This is a genomic window from Streptomyces sp. NPDC089919 (assembly GCF_040684615.1).
In the GTDB taxonomy this organism is placed as follows: Bacteria; Actinomycetota; Actinomycetes; order Streptomycetales; family Streptomycetaceae; genus Streptomyces.
Genome location: NZ_JBFBGK010000036.1, coordinates 47,791 through 67,905, shown reverse-complemented (window position 1 = coordinate 67,905; position 20,115 = coordinate 47,791). Strand labels below are relative to the sequence as shown.

Genomic DNA, 20,115 nt, shown 5'->3' with positions numbered 1-20,115 from the left:
TGGCCCGGCTCCACGCGGCCTTCGCCGGCCGCCGCCGCGAGTTGCTGACCGCGCGCCGGCACCGGGCGGACCGGCTGGCCTCGGGCCTCGATGCCGCGCAGGGCGTCGTAGTCGAGGACCACGCAGTCCATGCCGCGGTCGGTGGCCAGCACGCGGGCCTGCGGCTTGATCTCCTGCGCCGCGAAGACACCGCGCACCGGGGCCAGATGGGGGTCGCGGTTGAGCAGTTCCAGGTAGCGGGTCAGCTGCTCGACGCCGTCGATCTCCCCGCGCCGCTTGATCTCGACCGCCACGGTCGCGCCGTCGGCGTCCCGGCACAGGATGTCCACCGGGCCGATGGCCGTCATGTACTCGCGGCGGATCAGCGTGTAGCCCTCGCCCAGGGTTTCGATCCGGTCGGCCAGCAGCTCCTGGAGGTGCGCCTCCACGCCGTCCTTGATCAGGCCCGGATCCACGCCCAGTTCGTGCGAGGAGTCGTGCAGGACTTCTTCCATGGTGATGATGAGCTTCTCGCCCGCCTTGTTGACGACGGTCCAGACGCCCGCCTCATCGCCGGTCCCCTCCTTGAGGGAGCACGGGGGAGACATCCAGTTGAGCGGTTTGTACGCCCGGTCGTCCGCGTGGATGGAGACGCTCCCGTCGGCCTTGACGAGGATCAGCCGGGGGGCGGAGGGCAGGTGGGCGGTGAGCCGGCCCGCGTAGTCGACGGAGCAGCGGGCGATGACGAGACGCATGGTCCGCAACGCTACTCGACCGAGCGGCCCGCACGCGATTCGCCCCCCGAAAGCCCCGTTCGCTGATGGCTCGTTGTATGCGCATTCTCCTGGTGCCCACCCCAGCGGGCGCCTACCGTGTAAGCGGGAGGTTGCGGAGCGTTCACGCTGCGTCGCGACCTCCTTCCCTGCCCGTAAGACCCCGGTCACCCGGGGTCACGAGAGGAGAACCCATGTCGCTCGACGTCTCACCGGCCCTACTGGAACAGGCCGAGCGAGGCGAGGTCGACGAAGCCGCTTTCGTCGACTGCGTCCGGACCTCCCTGCCTTACGCCTGGGAGATGATCAGCTCGCTGGTGGCACAGCTGAAGGTGGACGGCGGAGAGTTCGCCGACAACCAGACGCCGCCGCCGGACGAGCAGGCGCGCGGTCAGCTCTTGCGCGCCCTCGCGAGCGACGCGATACGCGGTGCGCTGCAGCGGCACTTCGGCGTGCGTCTCGCGTTCCAGAACTGCCACCGGGTGGCGGTCTTCCCGCTCGACTCCTCGGCCGATGAGCGGCTGGCACGCTTCACGTCCATCAGGGGCCAGCTGCTCAACCAGTCGCCGGAGCTGCGGGACTGCTAGTTCTTTCGCTGCCGCTCCGTATCGCGGGAGGTGCAACTGATACCGGAGCGGCAGCCCCATGCACCGGGCCGCGGACGGTCCGGCCACGGGTCAGCCGAGGTGGGGCAGGACCTCGGCGCCGAGCCGCCGGACGTTCTCCTCCGTCGCCGCCAGATCACCGGACCCCTCGACCAGCAGCGCGAACCGGTTGATGCCGGTGCGCTCCGCGGTGGCCGCCAGCCGGTCCGCCGCCAGCTTCGGGGTACCCACCGGGTGCAGTGAGCACAGCAGTTCGGTGTAGGCCACCGGATCCCGCATCGCCCGCGCCCGGCCGTCGACGGTCACGTGCGCGTCCAGCCCCTGCTTCAGCCAGCCCGGCATGGCCTTCACCAGGGTCTCGGCGGCGTCCCGGGTGCGGTCGGCGAGCTGCGCCACCCCCGCCGAGACGTGGCCGGCCGCGGCCACCGCGTCGGGGGAGTGGCCGGCCGCCAGCGCGGTCCGCCGCCAGAGCGCGACCATCGCGGCCTTGTCCTCGTCACCGCAGTGCATGCCCAGCAGCATCGGCAGGCCCCGCTCGGCGGCCAGCCGTACCGAGCCGGGCGAGGTGCAGGCGACGATCACCTCCGGGGCCCCGCCGTCCCCGTCCAGCGCCTCCGCCGGCCGCGGTACCACCGGCACCTCGCGGAAGGCGTACCGCTCCCCGGCCGCGCCCACCGCCGGCTCGCTCAGCCAGCGCAGCAGCAGGTCCAGGGCCTCCGGGAAGCCGTTCTCGTACGCCTCCAGGCCGCCGCCGAACACCTCCAGGTCCACCCAGGGCCCGCCCCGGCCCACCCCGAGGGTGAACCGGCCGCCCGAGGTGAGGTGGAGCAGGGCGGCCTGCTCCCCGAGCGCCACCGGATGGGCACTGGGCAGCACGCTCACGGCCGTGCCCACCCGGATCCGCCGGGTCCGGCCGAGCAGCAGCGCGGCCAGGGTCACGGCCGACGGGCAGACCCCGTACGGCACGAAATGATGTTCGGCGAGCCAGACGGAGTCCAGCCCCGCCTGCTCGGACACCTCGGCGGTCCGGACCGCCCGGTGCAGGGTCTCCCCCTGCCCCTGGCCCGGGAACTGGGCCGCCAGTACAAACGCTCCTACGCGCATCGCCTTCTGCCTCCTCGCGGCTGACGCTGCTTCCCCCCGATGGCAACAACGTCTGACACGTGCCAAAGGCACGGGCCCGGACGGAAGTTATTGAGATTGTCGGGGAATCACTCCTCATGTAGCCCGGATTGCCGCGATCCTCCTGGGCAACCATGGAGGATCGTCCCGGCGCGGCGCGTAGGCTGGAGGAAAACCCCGTCCGCCCGCCGTCTCGTGAGGTATACGTGTCACCGCGCCACAACCGCCCCAAGGGCGGCGAGAACCCGCCCGAGCGCCCGAGCGCGGGCGCGGACCGCTTCGGCCTGGAGCGCACGGAGGAGTGGCAGGGCGAGGAGTGGCGGGTCCGCCACGTCGCCGGGGCCAGCGCGGCCGGCAAGCGCTACCGCTGCCCGGGCTGCGACCAGGAGATCCCCTCCGGCGTCCCGCACGTGGTCGCCTGGCCCGACTACGGCGGCGTGGACGACCGCCGGCACTGGCACAAGGCCTGCTGGAACGCGAAGGACCGCCGCACCACGAAGGTGCAGCGGTCCAAGAACGCGCCCCGGTACTGAGCCCCGGGCCGGCCGGTCAGACGTCCCGGCTGCCGACCAGCTTGTACGAGGCGGCCACCGCGGCGGCGGTGACCAGGACCAGCACGAGCAACTGGGGCAGCCCGGCCGGGGTGACCTCGTCGGTCGGCAGCCCGAAGACCGCGGCCAGCCCGACCGGCGCGCTGTAGGAGACCAGCACCCGGGAGATCTCCACGGTGGAGTCCCAGGCCATGAAGATCGAGGGCACGATCGCCGGGATGGTCACCAGCCCGATCATCGTGGCCACGGCGCCGACGGAGTGCCGCAGCAGCGCGCCCACCGCGAGCGCCAGCACGCCCAGGAGCGTGACGTACACGCTGCCGCCGAGCAGCGAGCGCAGGGCGTGGCCGAAGGAGTGCGGGCCGGCGGTGGGGCCCGAGTGCAGCACCATCGTCACCAGTGTGACCAGGGTGACGGAGGCGAGCGTGACGGCGAACGCGAGCGCCGCGAAGACCAGGTACTTGGCGGTGAGCACGCGGTACCGCTCGGGGGCGGCGGTGAAGGTGGTCCGGATCAGGCCGGTGCCGTGCTCGGAGGCGACCATCAGCACGCCGAGGGTGAGCACCCCGAGCTGGCCCAGCATGATGCCGAAGAGGGCCGGCAGGGTGAAGGGCTCGCCCTCGAAGTTCTCCTGGGTGGTGTTGGCCGCCACGATCAGGCCCAGGCCGATGGTGACCGCGGCGGTGGCGGCCACGGCCAGGACCGTGGAGCGCACGGACTTGACCTTGGTCCACTCCGAGAGCACGGCGTGGCCCAGCGTCGGCCGGGTGATCGGGATGTCGGAGACGTAGGCGCGGGGGGTCGCGGTGCCGCTCATCGGGCGTCCTCCGTCTCGGCGGGCCGGCAGCCGGCGGCCGGGGCGGGCGCCGGGTCGGTGCGGGGGGCCGGGTCCTCGTCCCGGACCAGGTCCCCGGGCTGGGCGGGCATCAGGAAGGGCTCGCCGCCGGCTCCCGGGGGCGGCGGGGCGTACCAGCCGTCCGCCGCGATCCGCTCCGGCTCCTGGGCCTGCCAGGCGGCGGGGCCCTCGGGCTCCGGCTCGCGCAGCTCCGCCTTGGGGTCGTCGGTGGAGGTGAACTCCAGGGAGCTCTGGGTCATCCGCATGTAGGCCTCCTCGAGGGAGGCGGTGTGCGGGGAGAGCTCCCACAGGCGTACGCCGGCCTCGTGGGCCAGGTCGCTGATGTGGGGGAGCGGCAGGCCGGTCACCCGCAGGGCGCCGTCCGGTTCGTGCAGGACGGCCGCCCCGGCCGCGGTCAGCAGGGCGGCGAGGGCGGGGCCGGCGCCGGGCGCGGTGCCGGCCGGGCGGACCCGGGCGAAGCCGGCGGAGTTGGCCGCGATGAAGTCCGGCACGCTCATGTCGGCGAGCAGCCGGCCGCGGCCGATGACTATGAGGTGGTCGGCGGTCAGCGCCATCTCGCTCATCAGGTGCGAGGAGACGAAGACGGTCCGGCCCTCCGCGGCCAGCTTCCGCATGAGGTTGCGGACCCAGAGGATGCCCTCGGGGTCGAGGCCGTTGACCGGCTCGTCGAAGAGGAGCACCTGCGGGTCGCCGAGCAGGGCGGCGGCGATGCCCAGCCGCTGGCCCATGCCGAGCGAGAAGCCCTTGGTGCGCTGCTGCGCGACCTCCTGGAGGCCCACCACGCCGAGCACCTCGTCGACCCGGCGCTCGGGGATGCCGGAGAGCTGGGCGAGGGCGAGGAGGTGGTTGCGGGCCCTGCGGCCGCCGTGCAGCGCCTTGGCGTCGAGCAGGGCGCCGACGTGCCGCTGGGCGTTCGGGAGCTCGCGGTACGGGTGCCCGCTGATGGTCACGTGACCGGCGGTGGGGCGGTCCAGGCCGAGGATCATGCGCATGGTGGTGGACTTGCCGGAGCCGTTGGGCCCCAGGAAGCCGGTCACCGAGCCCGGCTTCACCTGGAAGGAGAGCTGGTCGACGGCGGTCTTGGCGCCGTAGCGCTTGGTCAGGCCGACTGCCTCGATCATGCTCTCTCGCCCTCGTACGCCGGGACGACATTCGCCTCCGCTGGAACTAAGAGCTTATCGGCGCCCCACCGGTTCCCGCCCGGGACCAAAGGCCCGGGCCGAAGGATCAGGGAGAAATCGGGGTCGGGTCCTAGGGGGCGCCGCCGGATCCCGCCCGGCCCGGTCCGGGGCGGGCGGGATCCGGAAGGCACTTCTAGCGCTTGGCGGGACGGGCCTTGGCGTCGGCGTCGCGGAGCTCGAACTGGGTGACCTCGAGGAAGGTGCGGAGCTCGGAGGGGCTCGCGGCGCGGCCGAGCAGGTCCCGGATCGCCTTGGCCAGACGGGGGCCGGCCGAGGTCTTGGCGAGCCGCTTCAGCGCGGCCCGGTCGTCCTGGGCCTGGGCGGTGTAGCGGCCCGCCGAGAGGAAGTAGGTGCGGTCGTCCGGGGAGCCCTTGAGCGCCTTGAGCGCCGCGGGCCGCAGGACCGGGCCGGCGTGGGCGGTGATGCCGGAGATGATCACCCGGTTGTCGACGTCGCGCAGCGTGTACTGGGTGACGTCGTGGAAGTCGCGCAGCTCCGCCAGGCCGGGGTCCTTCTTCAGGAGGGCGAGGATGCCCTCCTTGAGGCCGGGGCCGGCGCCCGCGAGGAGGCGCGAGATCCGGACCGTGTAGTCGTCGATGCGGATCTTGTGCTGGTCGACCTCGAGGAACCTGCGCATGGCCGCCGGGCCGTCGGCGATGGCCTTGCGGCCCGCCTCGCGCATGTAGGCGCTGGCCATCGGTTCGGCGATGATCGCCAGGATGGCCTTGCGGTCCAGCTCGGGCTGGTTCGCGGCCGCCGCGCCCGAGGGGGCCGGGCGGGCCGGCGCGGCTTCCTCGGCGAGGGCCGCCGAGGACGGCACCGCGACGGCCGACACGAGAGCGGCCGCAGCGGCCATGGCACCGAACTTGTACATCTTCACGATCGAGCACGTACCTATCGTCTTCGCATGATCACAAACGAAACGACGATACACACCGGTCCCGGGCGGGGCCGCGACCGCCCCCGTGGGGGTCAGGCGTCGCGGCGTTTGAGGACCGCGTAGCCGCCGAGGAGGGCGGCGAGGACCCAGAGGAGCATGATGCCGAGGCCGCCCCAGGGGCCGTAGGGGGCCTTGTCGCTGCCCATGGCCTGGGGGACCACCTGCATGATCTTGGAGCCGGCCTGGTCGGGGAAGTAGCGGGCCACCTCCTTGGCCTTGGGCACCGCCGAGAGGATCTGCGAGATCAGGAAGAAGAAGGGGACCAGGATCCCCAGGGAGAGCATGGAGCTGCGCAGCATGGCGGTGACGCCCATCGAGAAGAGGGCGATCAGGGACATGTAGAGCCCGGCCCCGATCACCGCCCGCAGCACGTTCGGCTCACCGATGGTGGTGCGGTGCGCGCCGAGGAAGGCCTGGCCGAGGAAGAAGGACAGGAAGCTGGTCGCCAGGCCGACCGCGAGCGCGAGCACCCCGGCCACCGCGATCTTGCTGAAGAGGAAGGTGGCGCGCTGCGGCACCGCCGCCAGCGAGGTGCGGATCATGCCCGAGCTGTACTCGGTGCCGACCACCATCACGCCGAAGACGACCATCGCGAGCTGGCCCAGCACCATGCCGGAGAAGCTGATCAGGGTCGGGTCGAAGGTGGCCCGCTCCAGCTCGGAGAGGTTGTCGTACTGCGACTTGGTCAGCGCGGCCAGCCCGGCGCTGAGGGCGACCGTGACCACCAGGGCGGTGACCAGGGTCCAGGTGGTGGACGCCACGGTGCGGATCTTGGTCCACTCGGAGGTCAGGACGGCGGGTACCGAGGCCACGGATCAGGCTCCCTTCTGCTGCTCGGAGGGCTTGGAGGACCAGCCGGCGCCCCAGCCCGCGGCCCCGGGGCCGCCCGGTCCCGCGGCCGGCTCCGGTCCGGGCGGCAGCGGCATCCCCGTGCCGTCCTCGGCGGGGGAGTGCGCGTGGTACTCCACCGAGCCCGCGGTCATCCGCATGAAGGCCTCCTCCAGGGAGGCCCGCTGCGGGCTGAGCTCGTGCAGCACGACCTGGTTCCGGGCCGCGAGCTCGCCCAGCTGCTCGGCGCTCACCCCGTCGATCTCCAGCGCGCCGGAACCCGCGGTCACCGCAGCAATTCCGTTACTCGCGAGTAGATCCTTCAGACGTTCCTGCTGGGGCGATCGGACACGTACATAACTACGTGAGTTCTGGTGAATGAAATCGGCCATCGAGGTGTCCGCGAGGAGACGTCCCTGACCGATCACGATCAAATGATCCGCCGTCAGTGCCATTTCGCTCATCAGATGACTGGATACGAAGATCGTCCTGCCTTCGGCCGCCAGACCCTTCATCAGATTGCGGATCCAGTGAATTCCCTCCGGGTCCAGACCATTGACCGGTTCGTCGAACATCAGGATCTCCGGATCACCCAGCAGCGCCGAGGCGATGCCCAGCCGCTGGCCCATGCCCAGCGAGAACCCCTTCGACTTCTTCCTGGCCACGGCCGTCAGGCCGACCGTGTCCAGGACCTCGGCCACCCGGCTCGCCGGGATCCGGTTGGACTGCGCCAGGCACAGCAGGTTGTTGTAGGCGCTGCGTCCGCCGTGCATCGCCTTCGCGTCCAGCAGCGCCCCGATGTACTTCAGCGGCTCGGCCAGCTCGCGGTAGTGCTTCCCGTCGATGCGCACCGTACCGCTGGTCGGGTTGTCCAGATCGAGCATCATCCGCATCGTCGTCGACTTGCCCGCGCCGTTGGGTCCCAGAAAGCCCGTCACCACCCCCGGTCTGACCTGGAAGCTGAGGTGGTCCACGGCGGTCTTGGTGCCGAAGCGCTTGGTGAGTCCCTCGAGCTCGATCATGCCGCCACGCTACAAAGGCCCAGGGCCCCCCGCCACCGGAGTGACGGAGGGCCCTGGGACCACGGGGGAGGTGCTGCGGAACCGCTCGCGGTACTAGCGGCTCTGCTGCGCCGGGACGCCGCGGGTCACCGGCTCGTCGTCGATCGGGGAGCCGGCCGCGGCCACCGCGGCACCGGTCAGCGTCGCCAGCATCTCGCGGACGTTGGTCAGCTGCGCGTTGATCGAGTCGCGGCGGTTGGTCAGCGCCGCCAGCTCGCGCTCCGACTCGCTGCGGATGCGGTCGGCCTTGGCGTTGGCGTCGGCCACGATGTCCTCGGCCTGGCGCTGCGCGGTCTCCACCGTCTGGCGGGCCCGGCGCTCGGCGTCCGTGCGCAGCTTCTCGGCCTCCAGGCGCAGCTGCTCGGCGCGGTGCTCGATCTCGGCGAGGCGCTTCTCGGCCTTGGCCTGACGCGAGGCCAGGTCGCGCTCGGACTGCTCGCGGCGCTTGGCCAGGTTGGTCTCGAAGTCCGCGGCGGCCTGGGCGGCCTTGGCGCGGGTCTCCTCGAACAGCGCGTCGGCCTCCTCGCGCTTGGAGGCGGCGTCCTTCTGCGCCTCGGTGCGCAGGGCGGTGGCGTCGCCCTTGGCCTTCTCGACGATGCGGACGCCCTCGTCCTCCGCCTTCGCCTTGCGGTCGGCGGCGAAGGACTCGGCGTCGTTGCGCACCTGCTGGGCGGCGGACTCGGCGAGCTCGCGGTGCTGCTCGGCAGCACGGCGGGCCTCCTCGCGCAGGTCCTTGGCCTCCTCCTCGGCGAGCCGCAGGATCTTCTCGACCCGGGCGCCGAGACCGGCGTACGACGGCTCGGCGTCGTTGACCTGGGCCTGGGCGTTCTGCGTCTCGAGGTGGAGCTCCTCGATGCGCTTTTCCAGAGAGTTGATGCGACCAAGGGCACTGTCACGGTCGGCGACGAGCTTGGTAATGCGGTCGTCCACCTGACCGCGGTCGTAACCACGCCGCACGAGCTCGAAGCCGAAGGGGGAGGAAGTGTCGCTCATGGGGTTCCTGTCGAATGAGACCGGTGAGGTGTTAAGGGGATCCTAGGCGCCCGAGCGGCGTGTCATCGAGTCAATCCGCGTTTGATCTGGACAATGACACCCCTTTTGAGTGGCAAGGCACCAGAACGCTTGTCACCCGTTCGCCTGAACCTCCATCAGGAGCACATATCCAGGCCCACTGGCTAGCCCTCTGACGATTTACCACCCGATCGAGTGGATCCCGCCGTTGCTGCGGTCTTGACCCCGCCCCCTGCCGGACCGCCGGACGCCGGCTTGCCGCCGCCGGGCGCCTCGAATGATTCCAACGCCTCAAGCACGTCCTGGACACGGGAGATCTCGGCCTGAATGTCCTCCCGGCGGCGCACCAGCACCGCCAGCTCGCGACGGCCCTCCTCGACCAGCCGCTCCGCCTCGGCCTCGGCCTCGGTCCGCATCCGGTCGGCCTCGCGCACCGCCTCGGCCTTCTTCTGCTCGGCCTCCTTCAGCAGCTGCTCGGCCTTCTTCACCGCCGCGATGCGGACCTTGCTCGCCTCGCTGCTCGCCTCGGAGACCAGGTTCCGGGCCTTCGTCTCGGCCTGCTCGCTCTGCTCGGTGGCTGCCTTGACCAGCTTGTCCACCCGCTCGCCGGCGGAGCGCATCTGCTCCGTCGACTCCCGGCGGGCCCGCTCGTGCAGCTCCTCGACCTCGGACTCGACCCGGCTGCGCAGCTCGTCCGCCCGCTCCCTTATGGCCGTGGCGTCCCGGCGCGCGCCGACCAGCAGCTCGTCCGCGTCCGTCCGGGCCTTCTCGACCAGGGAGTTGCCCTCGACGGTCGCCTCGGAGGTGATCCGGTCCGCCTCCTGGCGGGCCGCGTCCACCATCGAGTCGGCCTGCTCCTCGGCGGCCGTGGTGGTGGCCAGCGCCTGCTTCGAGGCCTCCGCCGTCAGCTTGTCGGCCTCCGCGGCGGTCTCCGAGATGAGCCGGTCCACCTGCTCGGCGGCCTCGCTGCGGCGCTTGTTGGCCGCCTCGCGGGCCTCGTCCAGCACCCGCTCGGACTCCTCGCGGGCCTCGGTGCGCAGCCGCTCCGCCTCGGTGGCGGCCTCGGCCTTGACCCGCTCGGACTCCTCGCGGGTGCGGGTGGCGTGCTCCTGCGCGGAGGACAGCGCGTCGGCCGCCTCGGTGCGTAGCCGCTCGGCGTCCTTCGCCGCCTCGCCGACCGTGCGCTCGTTGGCCGTACGGGTCTCGGTGGTCAGCTTCTCCGCCTCCGAGGCGGCCTCGGTGACCAGGCGGTCGGCCTGCTCGGCGGCCTCGGTGCGGAGCCGGTTGGCCTCCGCGCGCGCCTCGTCCAGGGTGTGCGCCGACTCCCGCTCGGCGGACGCCAGCGTCTCGTTGGCCGCGATGGTGACCCGCTCGGCCTCCGCGGTGGCCTCACCGATGATCCGGCCGCCCTCGGTGCGCGCCTCGTCGAGGGCCGCGGCCGCCTCGGTGCGCAGCCGCTCCGCCTCCTCGGCGGCCTCGCCGACGGTACGGTCGTTGGCCGCGCGGGTCTCGACGGTCATCCGCTCGGTCTCGGCGGTGGCCTCGCCGATCAGCCGCGCGCCCTCGGCCCGGGCGTCCTCCAGGGTCCGGGTGGCGTCCCGCTCCGCGTCCTCGAGGGTGCGCAGGGCGGCGGTGGTGAGCCGTTCGGCCTCCGCGGCGGCCTCGCCGACGGTGGTCTCGTTGGCCGCCAGGGTCTCCTCGGTGAGCCGGTCGGCCTCCGAAGCGGCCTCGGTGACCAGCCGGTCGGCCTGCTCGGCGGCCTCGGTGCGCAGCCGGTTGGCCTCGGCGCGCGCCTCGTCGAGGGTGCCGGCGGCCTCCTCGCGCAGCGCCTCGGCGGCCAGCTCGGCCTCGGTGGCCGTCTCGGCGGCCTTCTCGGCGGCCTCCGAACGGATCCGGTTGGCGTCCTCCCGGGCGTCGGCCTTGGTGCGGGCCGCGTCGCGCTCGGCCGCGGCCAGCGCGTCGGTCGCCTCGGTGCGGACCCGCTGCGCGTACTCGGCGGTGTCGCCGCGCAGCTGCTCGGCCTCGGCGATCGCGTCCCCGACGGTCCGCTCGGCCAGCGCCTTGGCGGCGTCGGTCTCGGTGCGGGCCTCGGTCCGGATGCGCTGGGCGTCCTCGGTGGCCCGCTCGCGCTCGGCGTGCGCGTCGGAGCGGACCCGGTCCGCCTCCTCCTGTGCCTCGGCGCGGGTGCGCTCGGCCGCGTGCTCGGCGGCGCTGCGCAGCCCGGCGACCTCCTCCTCGGCGGCCTCGTGCAGGCCCGCCACCGACTCGCGCACCTCGCGCGCGGTCTGCTCGGCGGTCCCGACCAGCTCGGCGGCCCGCCGGTCCGCCTCCTCAACCAGGCGGGCGGCCTCGGCCTGCGCCTCCTCCACCCGCTTGCGGGCGGCGGCCAGCAGCTCCTCGCTCTGCTCGCGGGCCTGGGCGCGCTCGCGGCCGGCCTCCTCGCGGGCCGAGCCCAGCAGCTCCTCGGCCTCGCGGCGACGCCGGCCGGCCTCCTCCTGGGCCGCGGCCAGCGCCTCGTCGGCCTCGGCGGCGATCCGCTCGGCGGCGGCCCGGGCCTCGGCGCGCAGCCGGTCGGCGGTCTCCTGGGCCTCGGTGCGCAGCCGTTCGGCCTCGGCCTCGGCCTCGCCGGTCAGCCGGGCGGCGGCCGTCTCGGCCTCGGTGCGGAGCCGGGCCGCGTCCTCGGCGGCCTCGGTGCGCTGCTGGCCGGTCTCGGCCTCGGTCTGCGCCTGGAGGGCGCGGCTGCGCTCGGCGGCCTCGGCGCGCAGCCGCTCGGCCTCCTCGCCCGCCTCGCGGCGGATGGCCTCGGCGGCGCCCCGGGCGTCGCGCAGGGTCTCCTCGGCGGTGCCGAGCCGGCCCTCCGCCTCGGTCTGCAGCCGGGTCAGCTCGGCGTCGGCCTCGGTGCGCTTGGCGGCCAGGGCCCGCTCGGTCTCCTCGCGGCGCTCCCGGGCGGCGGCGTCGGCCTCGGCACGGACCGCCTCGGCCTGCTCGGCGGCCTCGGCGTGCAGCCGCTCGGCCTCGGCGCGGGTGCGCTCCAGGGTCTCCTCGGCCTGCTTGCGCAGGGTGGTGGCCCGCTCGATGGCCTCGGCGCGGACGCGCTCGCTCTCGGCGCTCGCCCCGCCGCGCAGTTCGTCGGCGTCGGCCTTGGCCTTGCCCAGCAGCTCCTCGGCGGTCCGGGCCGCCTCCTCGATCTGCTGCACGGCCTCGCGGCGGGCCTCGCCGCGGATCCGCTCGCCCTCGGCGACCGCCTCGGCGCGCAGCTGCTCGGCCTCGCCGCGCAGCCGGCGGGCCTCCTCCTGGAGCTCGACCGTCTTGGCCCGGTACTCCTCGGTGTCGTCCTTGGCGGCGCCCTTGAGCTGCTCGGCGGTGTCCGCGGCCTGGGCGCGCAGCCGGTCCGCCTCGGACTCGGCCTCGCGGCGGATCCGCTCGGCCTCCTCGCTCGCCGCGCGGGTGGTGGCCCGGGCGTCCTCGGAGGCCTTGTTCAGTACGTCCTCGGCGGTGCGGGCGGCCTTCGCCAGCTGCGCCGCGGTGTCCTCGGCGGCGGCGGTGCGGCCCTGCTCGGCGGCCTCCGCGGTCAGCCGCTCGGCCTGCGCCCGGGCGTCGGCCAGCGCCTGCTCGGCCTCGGCCTTCAGCGCCTCGGCCTCCTTGGTGGCCTCGCCGACCAGCCGGGCCACCTGCTCCTTGGCGGTGCGGGTGCGCTGTTCGTTGACGGACTCGGCCGAGGCCAGCGAGCGGCTGGCGTTCTCCTCGGCCTCGGTGCGCAGCTTGTCCGCCTCGGCCCGCGCCTCGCGCAGGGCCGTGTCGGCCTCCTGGACCCGGGACTCGGCCACCCGGCCGAGGTCCAGGGTCTGCTGCCGGGTCTGCTCGGCCTCGGCGCCGGCCGTGGTGCGCAGCCGCTCGGCGTGCTCGGTGGCCTCCTGGGCCTGCGCGGAGGCGGCGGTCAGCAGCCGCTCGGCCTCCTTGCGGGCGCGCAGCAGCGAGGACTCGGCCTCGGTGCGGGCGGCCTCCGCCTCGGCGGCGATCCGGCGCCGGGTCTCCTCGGCGACCCGGGCGGCCTCGGCGCGGGCGGCGTTCAGGGACTGCTCGGCCTCGGCGCGGGACTCCTCCATGAGCCGGCGGGCCTGGGACTCGGTCCGGGCGCGCAGCTGCTCGGCCCAGGCGACGTTCTCGTTGACGTGCGCCTCGACGGTCTGGCGGCGTTCGTTGAGCTCCTGGTCCAGACGCTGGCGGCGGTTGACGGCCTCGGCGTGCAGCTCGGCCTGGAGCCGGGCCTGGTGCTCGGCGTGCTCCTGGAGGATGCGCTGGGTCTGGGCCCGGGCCTCGCGCAGCTCGCGCTCGGCGTCGGTGCGCATCTGGTCGGCCTGGACCTGGGCGTTGCGCAGCAGCTGCTCGGCCTGGTAGCCGAGGTCGGCGGAGTCGTACGCGGGCCGGGAGGCCAGGCTGCGGCGCGCCTCGTGGAGCTTCGCGCGCAGCACCTCGACCTGGTAGCCCAGGTCGTCGGCATGCTGGACGGCCTTCTCGCGTTCCTTCTTCAGCCGCTCCATCTCGGCCTCGAAGCGCGAGAGATGGTCGGCCTCAGCCTGAATACTCTCCTGGCGTTCGTAGCCCCGCACAGCGCGGTCCCATCCGTCCCCTGGTCGCAAGCTCTCCGAAAGAGCACCGTCCGCCCGCTGAACGGCGCCCCCGGGGAATGGTGTCAGACTTCGCCGCCGCGCATCGGAGGCCCCGCCCCCTCGGCAAACACAGCAAACACACCAAACCCCGGCCGAGCCACCGCCACTCTACCGGCCGGGGAATCCGGCGGTCAGTGCTCCGCGTTGGGAGAGGGGTCGGAGGTGACCAGTTCGGTGAGGACGCCGTGGCAGTCCTTGGGGTGCAAGAAGGTGATCCGGGAGCCCATGGAGCCGATCCGGGGCTCGTCGTAGAGGACCCGGACGCCCTTGCCGCGGATGGCCTCGGCGTCCCCGTCGACGTCCGCGGTGCCGAAGGCGATGTGGTGGACGCCCTCGCCGTTCTTGGCCAGCCACTTCCCGACCGCCGAGTCCTCGCGGGTGGGCTCGAGGAGCTGGAGGTAGGAGGCCCCGCCGTCGGAGGTCTCGTTGATCTTGAGCATGGCCTCGCGCACTCCCTGCTCCTCGTTGACCTCGGTGTGGAACACCTCGAAGCCGTACGTGGCACGGTAGAACTCGACAGTCTTGTCGAGGTCGAAGCAGGCGATCCCGATGTGGTCGATTCTCGTCAGCATGCCTCCAGTGGAGCGGTCGACAGGGTGGTTACGCAACGTGCGCGCGATCACACCGGATGCCGGGTGACGGCACCGAGTGCCATCAGTACATTCATGTAAACCCTCGTTCACTCCTCATCCAAGGGGCCGTGCCTCATGTCCGGAACGAACAGCACTACTTCGGTGATCGTCGCTGGGGCCCGCACGCCCATGGGGCGGCTGCTGGGCTCGCTGAAGTCCTTCTCGGGTGCCGACCTCGGCGGCTTCGCGATCAAGTCCGCCCTGGAGCGGGCCGGCATCTCCGGTGACCAGGTCCAGTACGTGATCATGGGCCAGGTGCTCCAGGCCGGCGCCGGCCAGATCCCGGCCCGCCAGGCCGCCGTCAAGGCCGGCATCCCGATGAACGTCCCCGCGCTCACCATCAACAAGGTGTGCCTCTCGGGCCTGGACGCCATCGCGCTGGCCGACCAGCTGATCCGCGCCGGCGAGTTCGACATCGTCGTGGCCGGCGGCCAGGAGTCCATGACGAACGCCCCGCACCTGCTGCCGAAGTCCCGCGAGGGCTTCAAGTACGGCGCGATCGAGATGCTGGACGCGATGGCGTACGACGGCCTGACCGACGCCTTCGAGAACATCGCGATGGGTGAGTCCACCGAGAAGCACAACACCCGCCTGGGCATCGAGCGCGCCCCGCAGGACGAGTTCGCCGCGGTCTCGCACCAGCGCGCCGCCGCCGCGCAGAAGAACGGGATCTTCGAGGCCGAGATCACCCCGATCGAGATCCCGCAGCGCAAGGGCGAGCCGGTGGTCTTCGCCGTGGACGAGGGCGTCCGCCCCGACACCACCGCGGAGTCCCTGGGCAAGCTGCGCCCGGCCTTCGCCAAGGACGGCACCATCACCGCCGGCACCTCCTCGCAGATCTCCGACGGCGCGGCCGCGGTGGTCGTGATGAGCAAGGCCAAGGCGGAGGAGCTGGGCCTGGAGTGGCTGGCCGAGATCGGCGCCCACGGCAACGTCGCCGGCCCGGACAACTCCCTCCAGTCCCAGCCGTCGAACGCGATCAAGCACGCCCTCGCCAAGGAGGGCAAGGAGGTCGCCGACCTCGACCTGATCGAGATCAACGAGGCCTTCGCCGCGGTCGCCGTCCAGTCAATGAAGGACCTGGCCGTGACCCCGGAAAAGGTGAACGTCAACGGCGGTGCGATCGCCCTGGGCCACCCCATCGGCATGTCCGGCGCCCGCGTGGTGCTGCACCTGGCGCTGGAGCTCAAGCGGCGCGGCGGCGGCCTCGGCGCCGCGGCCCTCTGCGGCGGCGGCGGCCAGGGCGACGCCCTGATCATCCGCGTGCCGCAGGCCTGATCTCCGTACGAGCACCCCACCCCGAGCGCAAAGGAGCGCAGCACGTATGACGGTGGACGTCCCCCAGCTGGTGGCGCAGGCCCGGGAGGGCCGGCCGCGGGCGGTGGCCCGGCTGATCTCCCTGGTCGAGGGGGCGTCCCCGCAGCTGCGCGAGGTGATGGCCGCGCTGGCGCCGCTGACCGGGAACGCGTACGTGGTGGGCCTGACCGGCTCTCCGGGCGTGGGCAAGTCCACCTCGACCTCGGCGCTGGTGACCGCGTACCGCAAGGCCGGCAAGCGGGTCGGGGTGCTCGCCGTGGACCCGTCCTCGCCCTTCTCGGGCGGGGCGCTGCTCGGGGACCGGGTGCGGATGTCCGACCACGCCTCGGACCCGGGCGTCTACATCCGGTCCATGGCCACCCGGGGGCACCTGGGCGGCCTGGCCTGGGCCGCGCCGCAGGCTATCCGCGTCCTGGACGCGGCCGGCTGCGACGTGGTGCTGGTCGAGACGGTGGGCGTGGGGCAGTCGGAGGTGGAGATCGCCTCCCAGGCCGACACCTCGGTGGTGCTGCTGGCCCCCGGCATGGGGGACGGCATCCAGGCCGCCAAGGCCGGCATCCTCGAGATCGGCGACGTGTACGTGGTGAACAAGGCGGACCGGGACGGCGCGGACGCCACCGCCCGGGAGCTCAACCACATGCTGGGCCTGGGGGAGTCCCGGGGGCCCGGTGACTGGCGCCCGCCGATCGTCAAGACCGTGGCCGCCCGCGCGGAGGGGATCGACGAGCTGGTCGAGGCCCTGGAGAAGCACCGGGCCTGGTCGGAGGAGCACGGTCAGCTCACCGCCCGCCGGGTCGCCCGGGCCGCGCGGGAGGTGGAGACCATCGCGGTCACCGCGCTCCGCTCGCGGATCGGGGACCTGCACGGCGACCGGCGCCTGGACGCGCTGGCCGAGCGGGTGGTGGCCGGCTCCCTGGACCCGTACGCGGCCTCCGACGAGCTGCTGGCGAGCCTGACGGCCGAGGGCTGAGCCGACACGCGGAAAGGGCCGCTCCCCGAGGGGGGGAGCGGCCCTTTCCCATGCGTGGTCTACCCGCGTCGACCGACGGCGCGGGGCCGCGGTCAGGCCTTGCCGCGGACGTCCCGCAGGTGGGCGGCGACCGGTCCCAGCGACTCCCGGAGGCCGGCCAGGCCCTCCTCGGAGAGCATGTCGATGAAGTGCTCGCGCACCGAGGCGACGTGGTGCGGGGCGACCTTGCGCATGGTCTCCATGCCCTGGTCGGTGAGGACGGCGTACAGGCCCCGGCGGTCGGACTCGCAGTTGGCCCGGACGACCAGGCCGGCCGCCTCCATGCGGGTGATCTGGTGGGAGAGGCGGCTCTTGGACTGGAGGGTCGCGGTGGCGAGGTCGCTCATCCGCATCCGGTGGTCCTCCGACTCCGAGAGGTTGACCAGGATCTCGTAGTCGTTGTTGGTCAGTCCGAACGGCTGGAGATCCTTCTCCAAACGGTGCGTCAGAAGCCTGTTGACGTCCAGATAGGTACGCCAGGCGCACTGCTCGGCATCGCTCAGCCAGCGGGTGGCGGTCTCAGTCTCCATATAAGGACTCTACCTAAAAAGTTGAATTATGTACAAAAGATTCGGACCGGCGGGCGTCCCCCACGCCCGCCGTGACTGTTCGAATCCTATCGGTCACAGACCGAAGCGGCGCTGCAGGTCCCCCAGCTGACCCGGCATCCGCGGAATTCCCATCTGCCCGGCCCCGTGGCCGCCCATCGCCCCGAACGGCCCCTGCTGGTGCGGCGGGACGCCCGGCTCGGCGCCGACGGTGCCCACCGGCTGCTCCGCCATCAGCAGCTCGGTGGACTGCAGCAGGACCGTGCCGGCCCCGACGAACTCGAACTGGTGCTCCTCGCCGGAGGCCCCGCCGATGCCCGCCAGCTGCCGCAGGCCGCCCATCACGCCCGTCATGTAGCCGTGGTCGTAGTGGTGGCAGGGGGAGGGGCAGTCCGCCCAGCCCACCAGCGCCTGCGGGTCGACCTTCAGCGGCGGCTCCATGAAGACCACCGGGCCGTTCGAGGCGGCCACGAACTTGCCCGTGCCGATCAGGGTCAGGAAGCCCGGCACGATCGACTGCTTGAGCGCCAGCGAGGGCTGGTACGCGAGCAGGTTGCCCGACCGGATGGTCAGGTTGCCGTTCTCCAGGTCGTAGGAGTTCACGTCGAAGGCCCGGTCGGCCAGCAGCATCTTCCCCGAGCCCTCGGCCACGACCCAGTCGGTGGCGTGCAGGGGGGAGTGGAAGCTGGTGCGCAGCAGCCGGTCGAAGCGGCCGTTGCCGATGCCGCTGAACTCGATCTGCCCGTAGTAGGCGATCATCTTGCCCTTCTGCAGGAACCACTGGCTCCCCTTGAGCTCCACGCAGAAGGTGTAGGAGTTGACGTTGTCGTCGGACGGCAGCGTGTACGGGTCGAGGACCACGGGTCCGGTCATTAGAGCTTCTCCTCCGAGGCCTGCACGTACACCACACCGTGGCCCGAGAGCTCCAGCTGGAAGGCCTCGCCCGAGCCGCGCCCCACCATGTCGCGCCAGCCCAGCGCGGTGGAGAGCTTGTTCCGTACGTCGCCCCGGTGGGCGACGTACGCCTGCGGGTCGACGTGGACCGCCCGCTGCGGGGTGATCGGGAGCTCGATCACGCCGCCGTGCGCCATCACCGCCACCGAGCCGTGACCGGCCAGCGTGGTGGTGAAGAGGCCCTGTCCGGTGACCTGGCCCCGGACCATGCCCATGACGCCGCCCTGCTGGCCCATGAACATGGTGCCCTGCTGGAGGGTGCCGTCGAAGGCCAGCAGCCGGTCGGCCTCGACGTAGAGGGTGTCGCCGGTGAGCTGGACGACGTGGACGTGGTGGCCGCCGTGGCCGAACATCACCGTGCCCTGGCCCTCGACCGTCATCAGCGGGGTCTGCTCGTTCGCCACCCGGCGGCCGATCATGCCCATGACGCCGCCCTGGCCGCCGGTGAGGTTCGGGGTGAAGGAGACCTCGCCCCGGTAGGCGAGCATCGCCCCGCGCTGGCTGAAGAGCCGCTGCCCGGGGATCACCTGCGCCTCGATCATCTTGGAGTTGAGCTGCGTGAACGGCATCAGACGTCACCCCCGACCGTGTTGCGCTCGCTGGGCTGGACGTACACGAGCCCCTCGCCCTCGAAGCGGATCTGGAAGGCCTCGCCGCCGCCCTCGCCCATGAAGGTGCGGAAGGTCACCCCGGACTGGAAGTGCTGCTGGAGGTTGCCGGTGTGCGCGATGTACGCACCCGGGTCGACGGAGAGCGGGTACTGCGCGGTCACCCGCAGGACCACGGCCGGGCCGTCGGACATGATCGCCGCCTGGCCGGTGCCCTCGACGGTGGTGGTGAACAGGCCGTTGCCCGTCGCCCCGCCGCGCAGGCCGGTGAAGGTCGTGCCGGTCCGCAGCCCGCCGTCGGTGCACAGCAGGTTGCTGGACTCGACGTAGAGCTTCTCGCCGTGCAGGTTGACCAGGTTGATCTCGCTCGCGCGGTCGGCGAAGTAGCAGGTGCCGTGGCCCTGCACTTCCATCACGGTCATCTGTTCGCCGGTCAGCCGGCGGGTCACCATCCCGCGGAGCCCCTCACCGCCGCCGGACATCTTTTTGAACGCCATCTGGCCGTCGTAGGCGACCATCGAGCCGTTCTTCGCTTTGACGGTATCGCCGGAGAGGTCGACGGCGAGCACCTTGCTGCCTTGGAGTCGGAACTGAGCCACGGGATGAAGGTAACGGCAGCGGCGGGCCGCGAACAGAGCCCACCGGCCGATGGCGGCCAGGACGGGACGGGTCTGGGACGCATCCGTCACACGCCCGCGACACGGCGGCGCGGCGCACCGGGGTCCGGCGGCCACCCCGGGTCAAGATCGGGTAAACGGCCTTGGGAGAATGGGGCCGGACATTTCGCACCCCGTCCGTGCCCCAGCCCCCGGCCCGAAGGTTCTTCCGTGGACATCAAGACCGCCTCCGCCCTGCACCGGCTGCGCCTCGTCTCCATCCCCGAGGCGCTGTCGTTCCCGGCCCTGCTGATCTTCGGCTCGCTGCTGAGCCGGATCTCCGACATCAACCTCGTGATGCCGCTGGGTGCGCTGCACGGCGTGCTGTTCGTGCTGTACGCGGTCTTCCTGCTGGACGTGTGGCAGAAGGCGAAGTGGCCGCTGAAGAAGGTCGGCCTGTTCTTCCTGCTGGCCGTGATCCCCTTCGGCGGCCTGTACGGCGACAAGGTCCTCAAGCGCGACGAGGCGGACAGCGTGATCGCCGCCCGCGCCCGCAAGGAAGGTGCCGCCGCATGATCGTCGCGTTCTCCGTCACTCCGCTGGGCGTGGGCGAGGAGGTCGGCGAGTACGTGGCCGACGCCGTGCGGGTGGTGCGCGAGTCGGGCCTGCCGCACCGCACCGACGCCATGTTCACCTCCGTCGAGGGCGAGGACTGGGACCAGGTCATGGACGTGGTCAAGCGCGCGGTCGCGGCCGTGGAGGAGCGCGCGCCGCGGGTCTCCGTGGTCATGAAGATGGACATCCGCCCCGGTGTCACCGACGGCCTGACCTCGAAGGTCGCCACGGTGGAGCGCCACCTGGCGGGCTGAGCACG

At 72.4% G+C, this 20,115-nt stretch carries 19 protein-coding genes and 1 pseudogene; 6 read left to right on the top strand and 14 right to left on the bottom strand.

Annotated features, from left to right (window positions below; genetic code table 11):
* Nucleotides 1-86: 86 nt before the first annotated feature.
* Nucleotides 87-734 (bottom strand): annotated as a pseudogene (nucS, locus tag AB0O40_RS17155) (endonuclease NucS); the annotation flags it as partial.
* Nucleotides 735-946: 212 nt separating this feature from the next.
* On the opposite strand from nucS, the gene AB0O40_RS17150 reads away from it, so the two are divergent.
* Complete coding sequence (locus AB0O40_RS17150) at nucleotides 947-1,339, top strand: SCO5389 family protein (RefSeq protein ID WP_365041544.1); 393 nt, start codon at nucleotides 947-949, stop codon at nucleotides 1,337-1,339.
* A gap of 90 nt (nucleotides 1,340-1,429) precedes the next feature.
* Here the strand turns inward: AB0O40_RS17150 and AB0O40_RS17145 are convergent, their stop codons facing one another.
* Nucleotides 1,430-2,461 (bottom strand): LLM class flavin-dependent oxidoreductase, encoded by a 1,032-nt coding sequence (locus AB0O40_RS17145; protein ID WP_365041542.1) that lies wholly within the window; start codon nucleotides 2,459-2,461, stop codon nucleotides 1,430-1,432.
* Between the two features lie 224 nt (nucleotides 2,462-2,685).
* On the opposite strand from AB0O40_RS17145, the gene AB0O40_RS17140 reads away from it, so the two are divergent.
* Nucleotides 2,686-3,012, top strand: a complete 327-nt coding sequence (locus AB0O40_RS17140; protein ID WP_365041539.1) for an ATP/GTP-binding protein — start codon at nucleotides 2,686-2,688, stop codon at nucleotides 3,010-3,012.
* 16 nt (nucleotides 3,013-3,028) lie between these two features.
* On the opposite strand, the gene AB0O40_RS17135 is transcribed toward AB0O40_RS17140, so the two are convergent.
* From AB0O40_RS17135 to mce, 8 genes are all read right to left on the bottom strand, one after another.
* Complete coding sequence (locus AB0O40_RS17135; RefSeq protein WP_365041536.1) at nucleotides 3,029-3,847, bottom strand: ABC transporter permease; 819 nt, start codon at nucleotides 3,845-3,847, stop codon at nucleotides 3,029-3,031.
* Complete coding sequence (locus AB0O40_RS17130) at nucleotides 3,844-5,007, bottom strand: ABC transporter ATP-binding protein (RefSeq protein WP_365041534.1); 1,164 nt, start codon at nucleotides 5,005-5,007, stop codon at nucleotides 3,844-3,846. The genes AB0O40_RS17135 and AB0O40_RS17130 overlap by 4 nt, the downstream gene beginning before the upstream one ends.
* A 193-nt stretch (nucleotides 5,008-5,200) precedes the next feature.
* Nucleotides 5,201-5,941: an ALF repeat-containing protein gene (locus AB0O40_RS17125; protein WP_365041549.1), complete on the bottom strand. Its 741-nt coding sequence runs from the start codon at nucleotides 5,939-5,941 to the stop codon at nucleotides 5,201-5,203.
* Nucleotides 5,942-6,039: 98 nt separating this feature from the next.
* Nucleotides 6,040-6,819 (bottom strand): ABC transporter permease, encoded by a 780-nt coding sequence (locus AB0O40_RS17120; protein WP_365041532.1) that lies wholly within the window; start codon nucleotides 6,817-6,819, stop codon nucleotides 6,040-6,042.
* 3 nt (nucleotides 6,820-6,822) lie between these two features.
* Complete coding sequence (locus AB0O40_RS17115) at nucleotides 6,823-7,857, bottom strand: ABC transporter ATP-binding protein (RefSeq protein WP_365041529.1); 1,035 nt, start codon at nucleotides 7,855-7,857, stop codon at nucleotides 6,823-6,825.
* A 93-nt stretch (nucleotides 7,858-7,950) separates the two neighbouring features.
* Nucleotides 7,951-8,889, bottom strand: coding sequence for a cellulose-binding protein (locus AB0O40_RS17110; protein ID WP_365041527.1), 939 nt, complete (start codon nucleotides 8,887-8,889; stop codon nucleotides 7,951-7,953).
* A gap of 182 nt (nucleotides 8,890-9,071) precedes the next feature.
* Nucleotides 9,072-13,517, bottom strand: a complete 4,446-nt coding sequence (gene scy, locus AB0O40_RS17105; RefSeq protein ID WP_365041524.1) for a polarized growth protein Scy — start codon at nucleotides 13,515-13,517, stop codon at nucleotides 9,072-9,074.
* A 191-nt stretch (nucleotides 13,518-13,708) separates the two neighbouring features.
* Nucleotides 13,709-14,149 carry a methylmalonyl-CoA epimerase gene (gene mce, locus AB0O40_RS17100; protein ID WP_365041521.1) on the bottom strand — a complete coding sequence of 147 codons (441 nt, stop codon included), beginning with the start codon at nucleotides 14,147-14,149 and terminating at the stop codon, nucleotides 13,709-13,711.
* Between the two features lie 135 nt (nucleotides 14,150-14,284).
* Between mce and AB0O40_RS17095 the strand changes: the two genes are divergently transcribed.
* Both AB0O40_RS17095 and meaB read left to right on the top strand, forming a co-directional pair.
* Nucleotides 14,285-15,487, top strand: coding sequence for an acetyl-CoA C-acetyltransferase (locus AB0O40_RS17095; RefSeq protein WP_365041518.1), 1,203 nt, complete (start codon nucleotides 14,285-14,287; stop codon nucleotides 15,485-15,487).
* A gap of 46 nt (nucleotides 15,488-15,533) precedes the next feature.
* Nucleotides 15,534-16,496, top strand: coding sequence for a methylmalonyl Co-A mutase-associated GTPase MeaB (meaB, locus tag AB0O40_RS17090; protein WP_365041515.1), 963 nt, complete (start codon nucleotides 15,534-15,536; stop codon nucleotides 16,494-16,496).
* A 92-nt stretch (nucleotides 16,497-16,588) separates the two neighbouring features.
* Here the strand turns inward: meaB and AB0O40_RS17085 are convergent, their stop codons facing one another.
* From AB0O40_RS17085 to AB0O40_RS17070, 4 genes are all read right to left on the bottom strand, one after another.
* Nucleotides 16,589-17,065 (bottom strand): MarR family transcriptional regulator, encoded by a 477-nt coding sequence (locus AB0O40_RS17085; protein ID WP_365041512.1) that lies wholly within the window; start codon nucleotides 17,063-17,065, stop codon nucleotides 16,589-16,591.
* 93 nt (nucleotides 17,066-17,158) lie between these two features.
* The gene (locus AB0O40_RS17080) at nucleotides 17,159-17,956 is read right to left on the bottom strand and encodes an AIM24 family protein (protein WP_365041509.1); all 798 of its coding nucleotides are present in this window, start codon (nucleotides 17,954-17,956) and stop codon (nucleotides 17,159-17,161) included.
* Nucleotides 17,956-18,606, bottom strand: coding sequence for an AIM24 family protein (locus AB0O40_RS17075; protein WP_365041506.1), 651 nt, complete (start codon nucleotides 18,604-18,606; stop codon nucleotides 17,956-17,958). The genes AB0O40_RS17080 and AB0O40_RS17075 overlap by 1 nt, the downstream gene beginning before the upstream one ends.
* Nucleotides 18,606-19,244, bottom strand: a complete 639-nt coding sequence (locus tag AB0O40_RS17070) for an AIM24 family protein (RefSeq protein ID WP_365041503.1) — start codon at nucleotides 19,242-19,244, stop codon at nucleotides 18,606-18,608. Before AB0O40_RS17070 ends, AB0O40_RS17075 begins: the two co-directional genes overlap by 1 nt.
* A 228-nt stretch (nucleotides 19,245-19,472) precedes the next feature.
* Between AB0O40_RS17070 and AB0O40_RS17065 the strand changes: the two genes are divergently transcribed.
* Complete coding sequence (locus AB0O40_RS17065; protein ID WP_365041500.1) at nucleotides 19,473-19,817, top strand: DUF3817 domain-containing protein; 345 nt, start codon at nucleotides 19,473-19,475, stop codon at nucleotides 19,815-19,817.
* The gene (locus AB0O40_RS17060; RefSeq protein WP_365041497.1) at nucleotides 19,814-20,110 is read left to right on the top strand and encodes an MTH1187 family thiamine-binding protein; all 297 of its coding nucleotides are present in this window, start codon (nucleotides 19,814-19,816) and stop codon (nucleotides 20,108-20,110) included. The genes AB0O40_RS17065 and AB0O40_RS17060 overlap by 4 nt, the downstream gene beginning before the upstream one ends.
* Nucleotides 20,111-20,115 lie beyond the last annotated feature (5 nt).

Bases quoted from the DNA above. Each gene is read 5' to 3' on its own strand.
- AB0O40_RS17150 (WP_365041544.1), top strand. From the start codon at position 947: ATGTCGCTCGACGTCTCACCGGCCCTACTGGAACAGGCCGAGCGAGGC.
- AB0O40_RS17145 (WP_365041542.1), bottom strand. From the start codon at position 2,461: ATGCGCGTAGGAGCGTTTGTACTGGCGGCCCAGTTCCCGGGCCAGGGG.
- AB0O40_RS17135 (WP_365041536.1), bottom strand. From the start codon at position 3,847: ATGAGCGGCACCGCGACCCCCCGCGCCTACGTCTCCGACATCCCGATC.
- AB0O40_RS17130 (WP_365041534.1), bottom strand. From the start codon at position 5,007: ATGATCGAGGCAGTCGGCCTGACCAAGCGCTACGGCGCCAAGACCGCC.
- AB0O40_RS17125 (WP_365041549.1), bottom strand. From the start codon at position 5,941: ATGTACAAGTTCGGTGCCATGGCCGCTGCGGCCGCTCTCGTGTCGGCC.
- AB0O40_RS17115 (WP_365041529.1), bottom strand. From the start codon at position 7,857: ATGATCGAGCTCGAGGGACTCACCAAGCGCTTCGGCACCAAGACCGCC.
- AB0O40_RS17110 (WP_365041527.1), bottom strand. From the start codon at position 8,889: ATGAGCGACACTTCCTCCCCCTTCGGCTTCGAGCTCGTGCGGCGTGGT.
- mce (WP_365041521.1), bottom strand. From the start codon at position 14,149: ATGCTGACGAGAATCGACCACATCGGGATCGCCTGCTTCGACCTCGAC.
- AB0O40_RS17095 (WP_365041518.1), top strand. From the start codon at position 14,285: ATGTCCGGAACGAACAGCACTACTTCGGTGATCGTCGCTGGGGCCCGC.
- meaB (WP_365041515.1), top strand. From the start codon at position 15,534: ATGACGGTGGACGTCCCCCAGCTGGTGGCGCAGGCCCGGGAGGGCCGG.
- AB0O40_RS17085 (WP_365041512.1), bottom strand. From the start codon at position 17,065: ATGGAGACTGAGACCGCCACCCGCTGGCTGAGCGATGCCGAGCAGTGC.
- AB0O40_RS17080 (WP_365041509.1), bottom strand. From the start codon at position 17,956: ATGACCGGACCCGTGGTCCTCGACCCGTACACGCTGCCGTCCGACGAC.
- AB0O40_RS17075 (WP_365041506.1), bottom strand. From the start codon at position 18,606: ATGCCGTTCACGCAGCTCAACTCCAAGATGATCGAGGCGCAGGTGATC.
- AB0O40_RS17060 (WP_365041497.1), top strand. From the start codon at position 19,814: ATGATCGTCGCGTTCTCCGTCACTCCGCTGGGCGTGGGCGAGGAGGTC.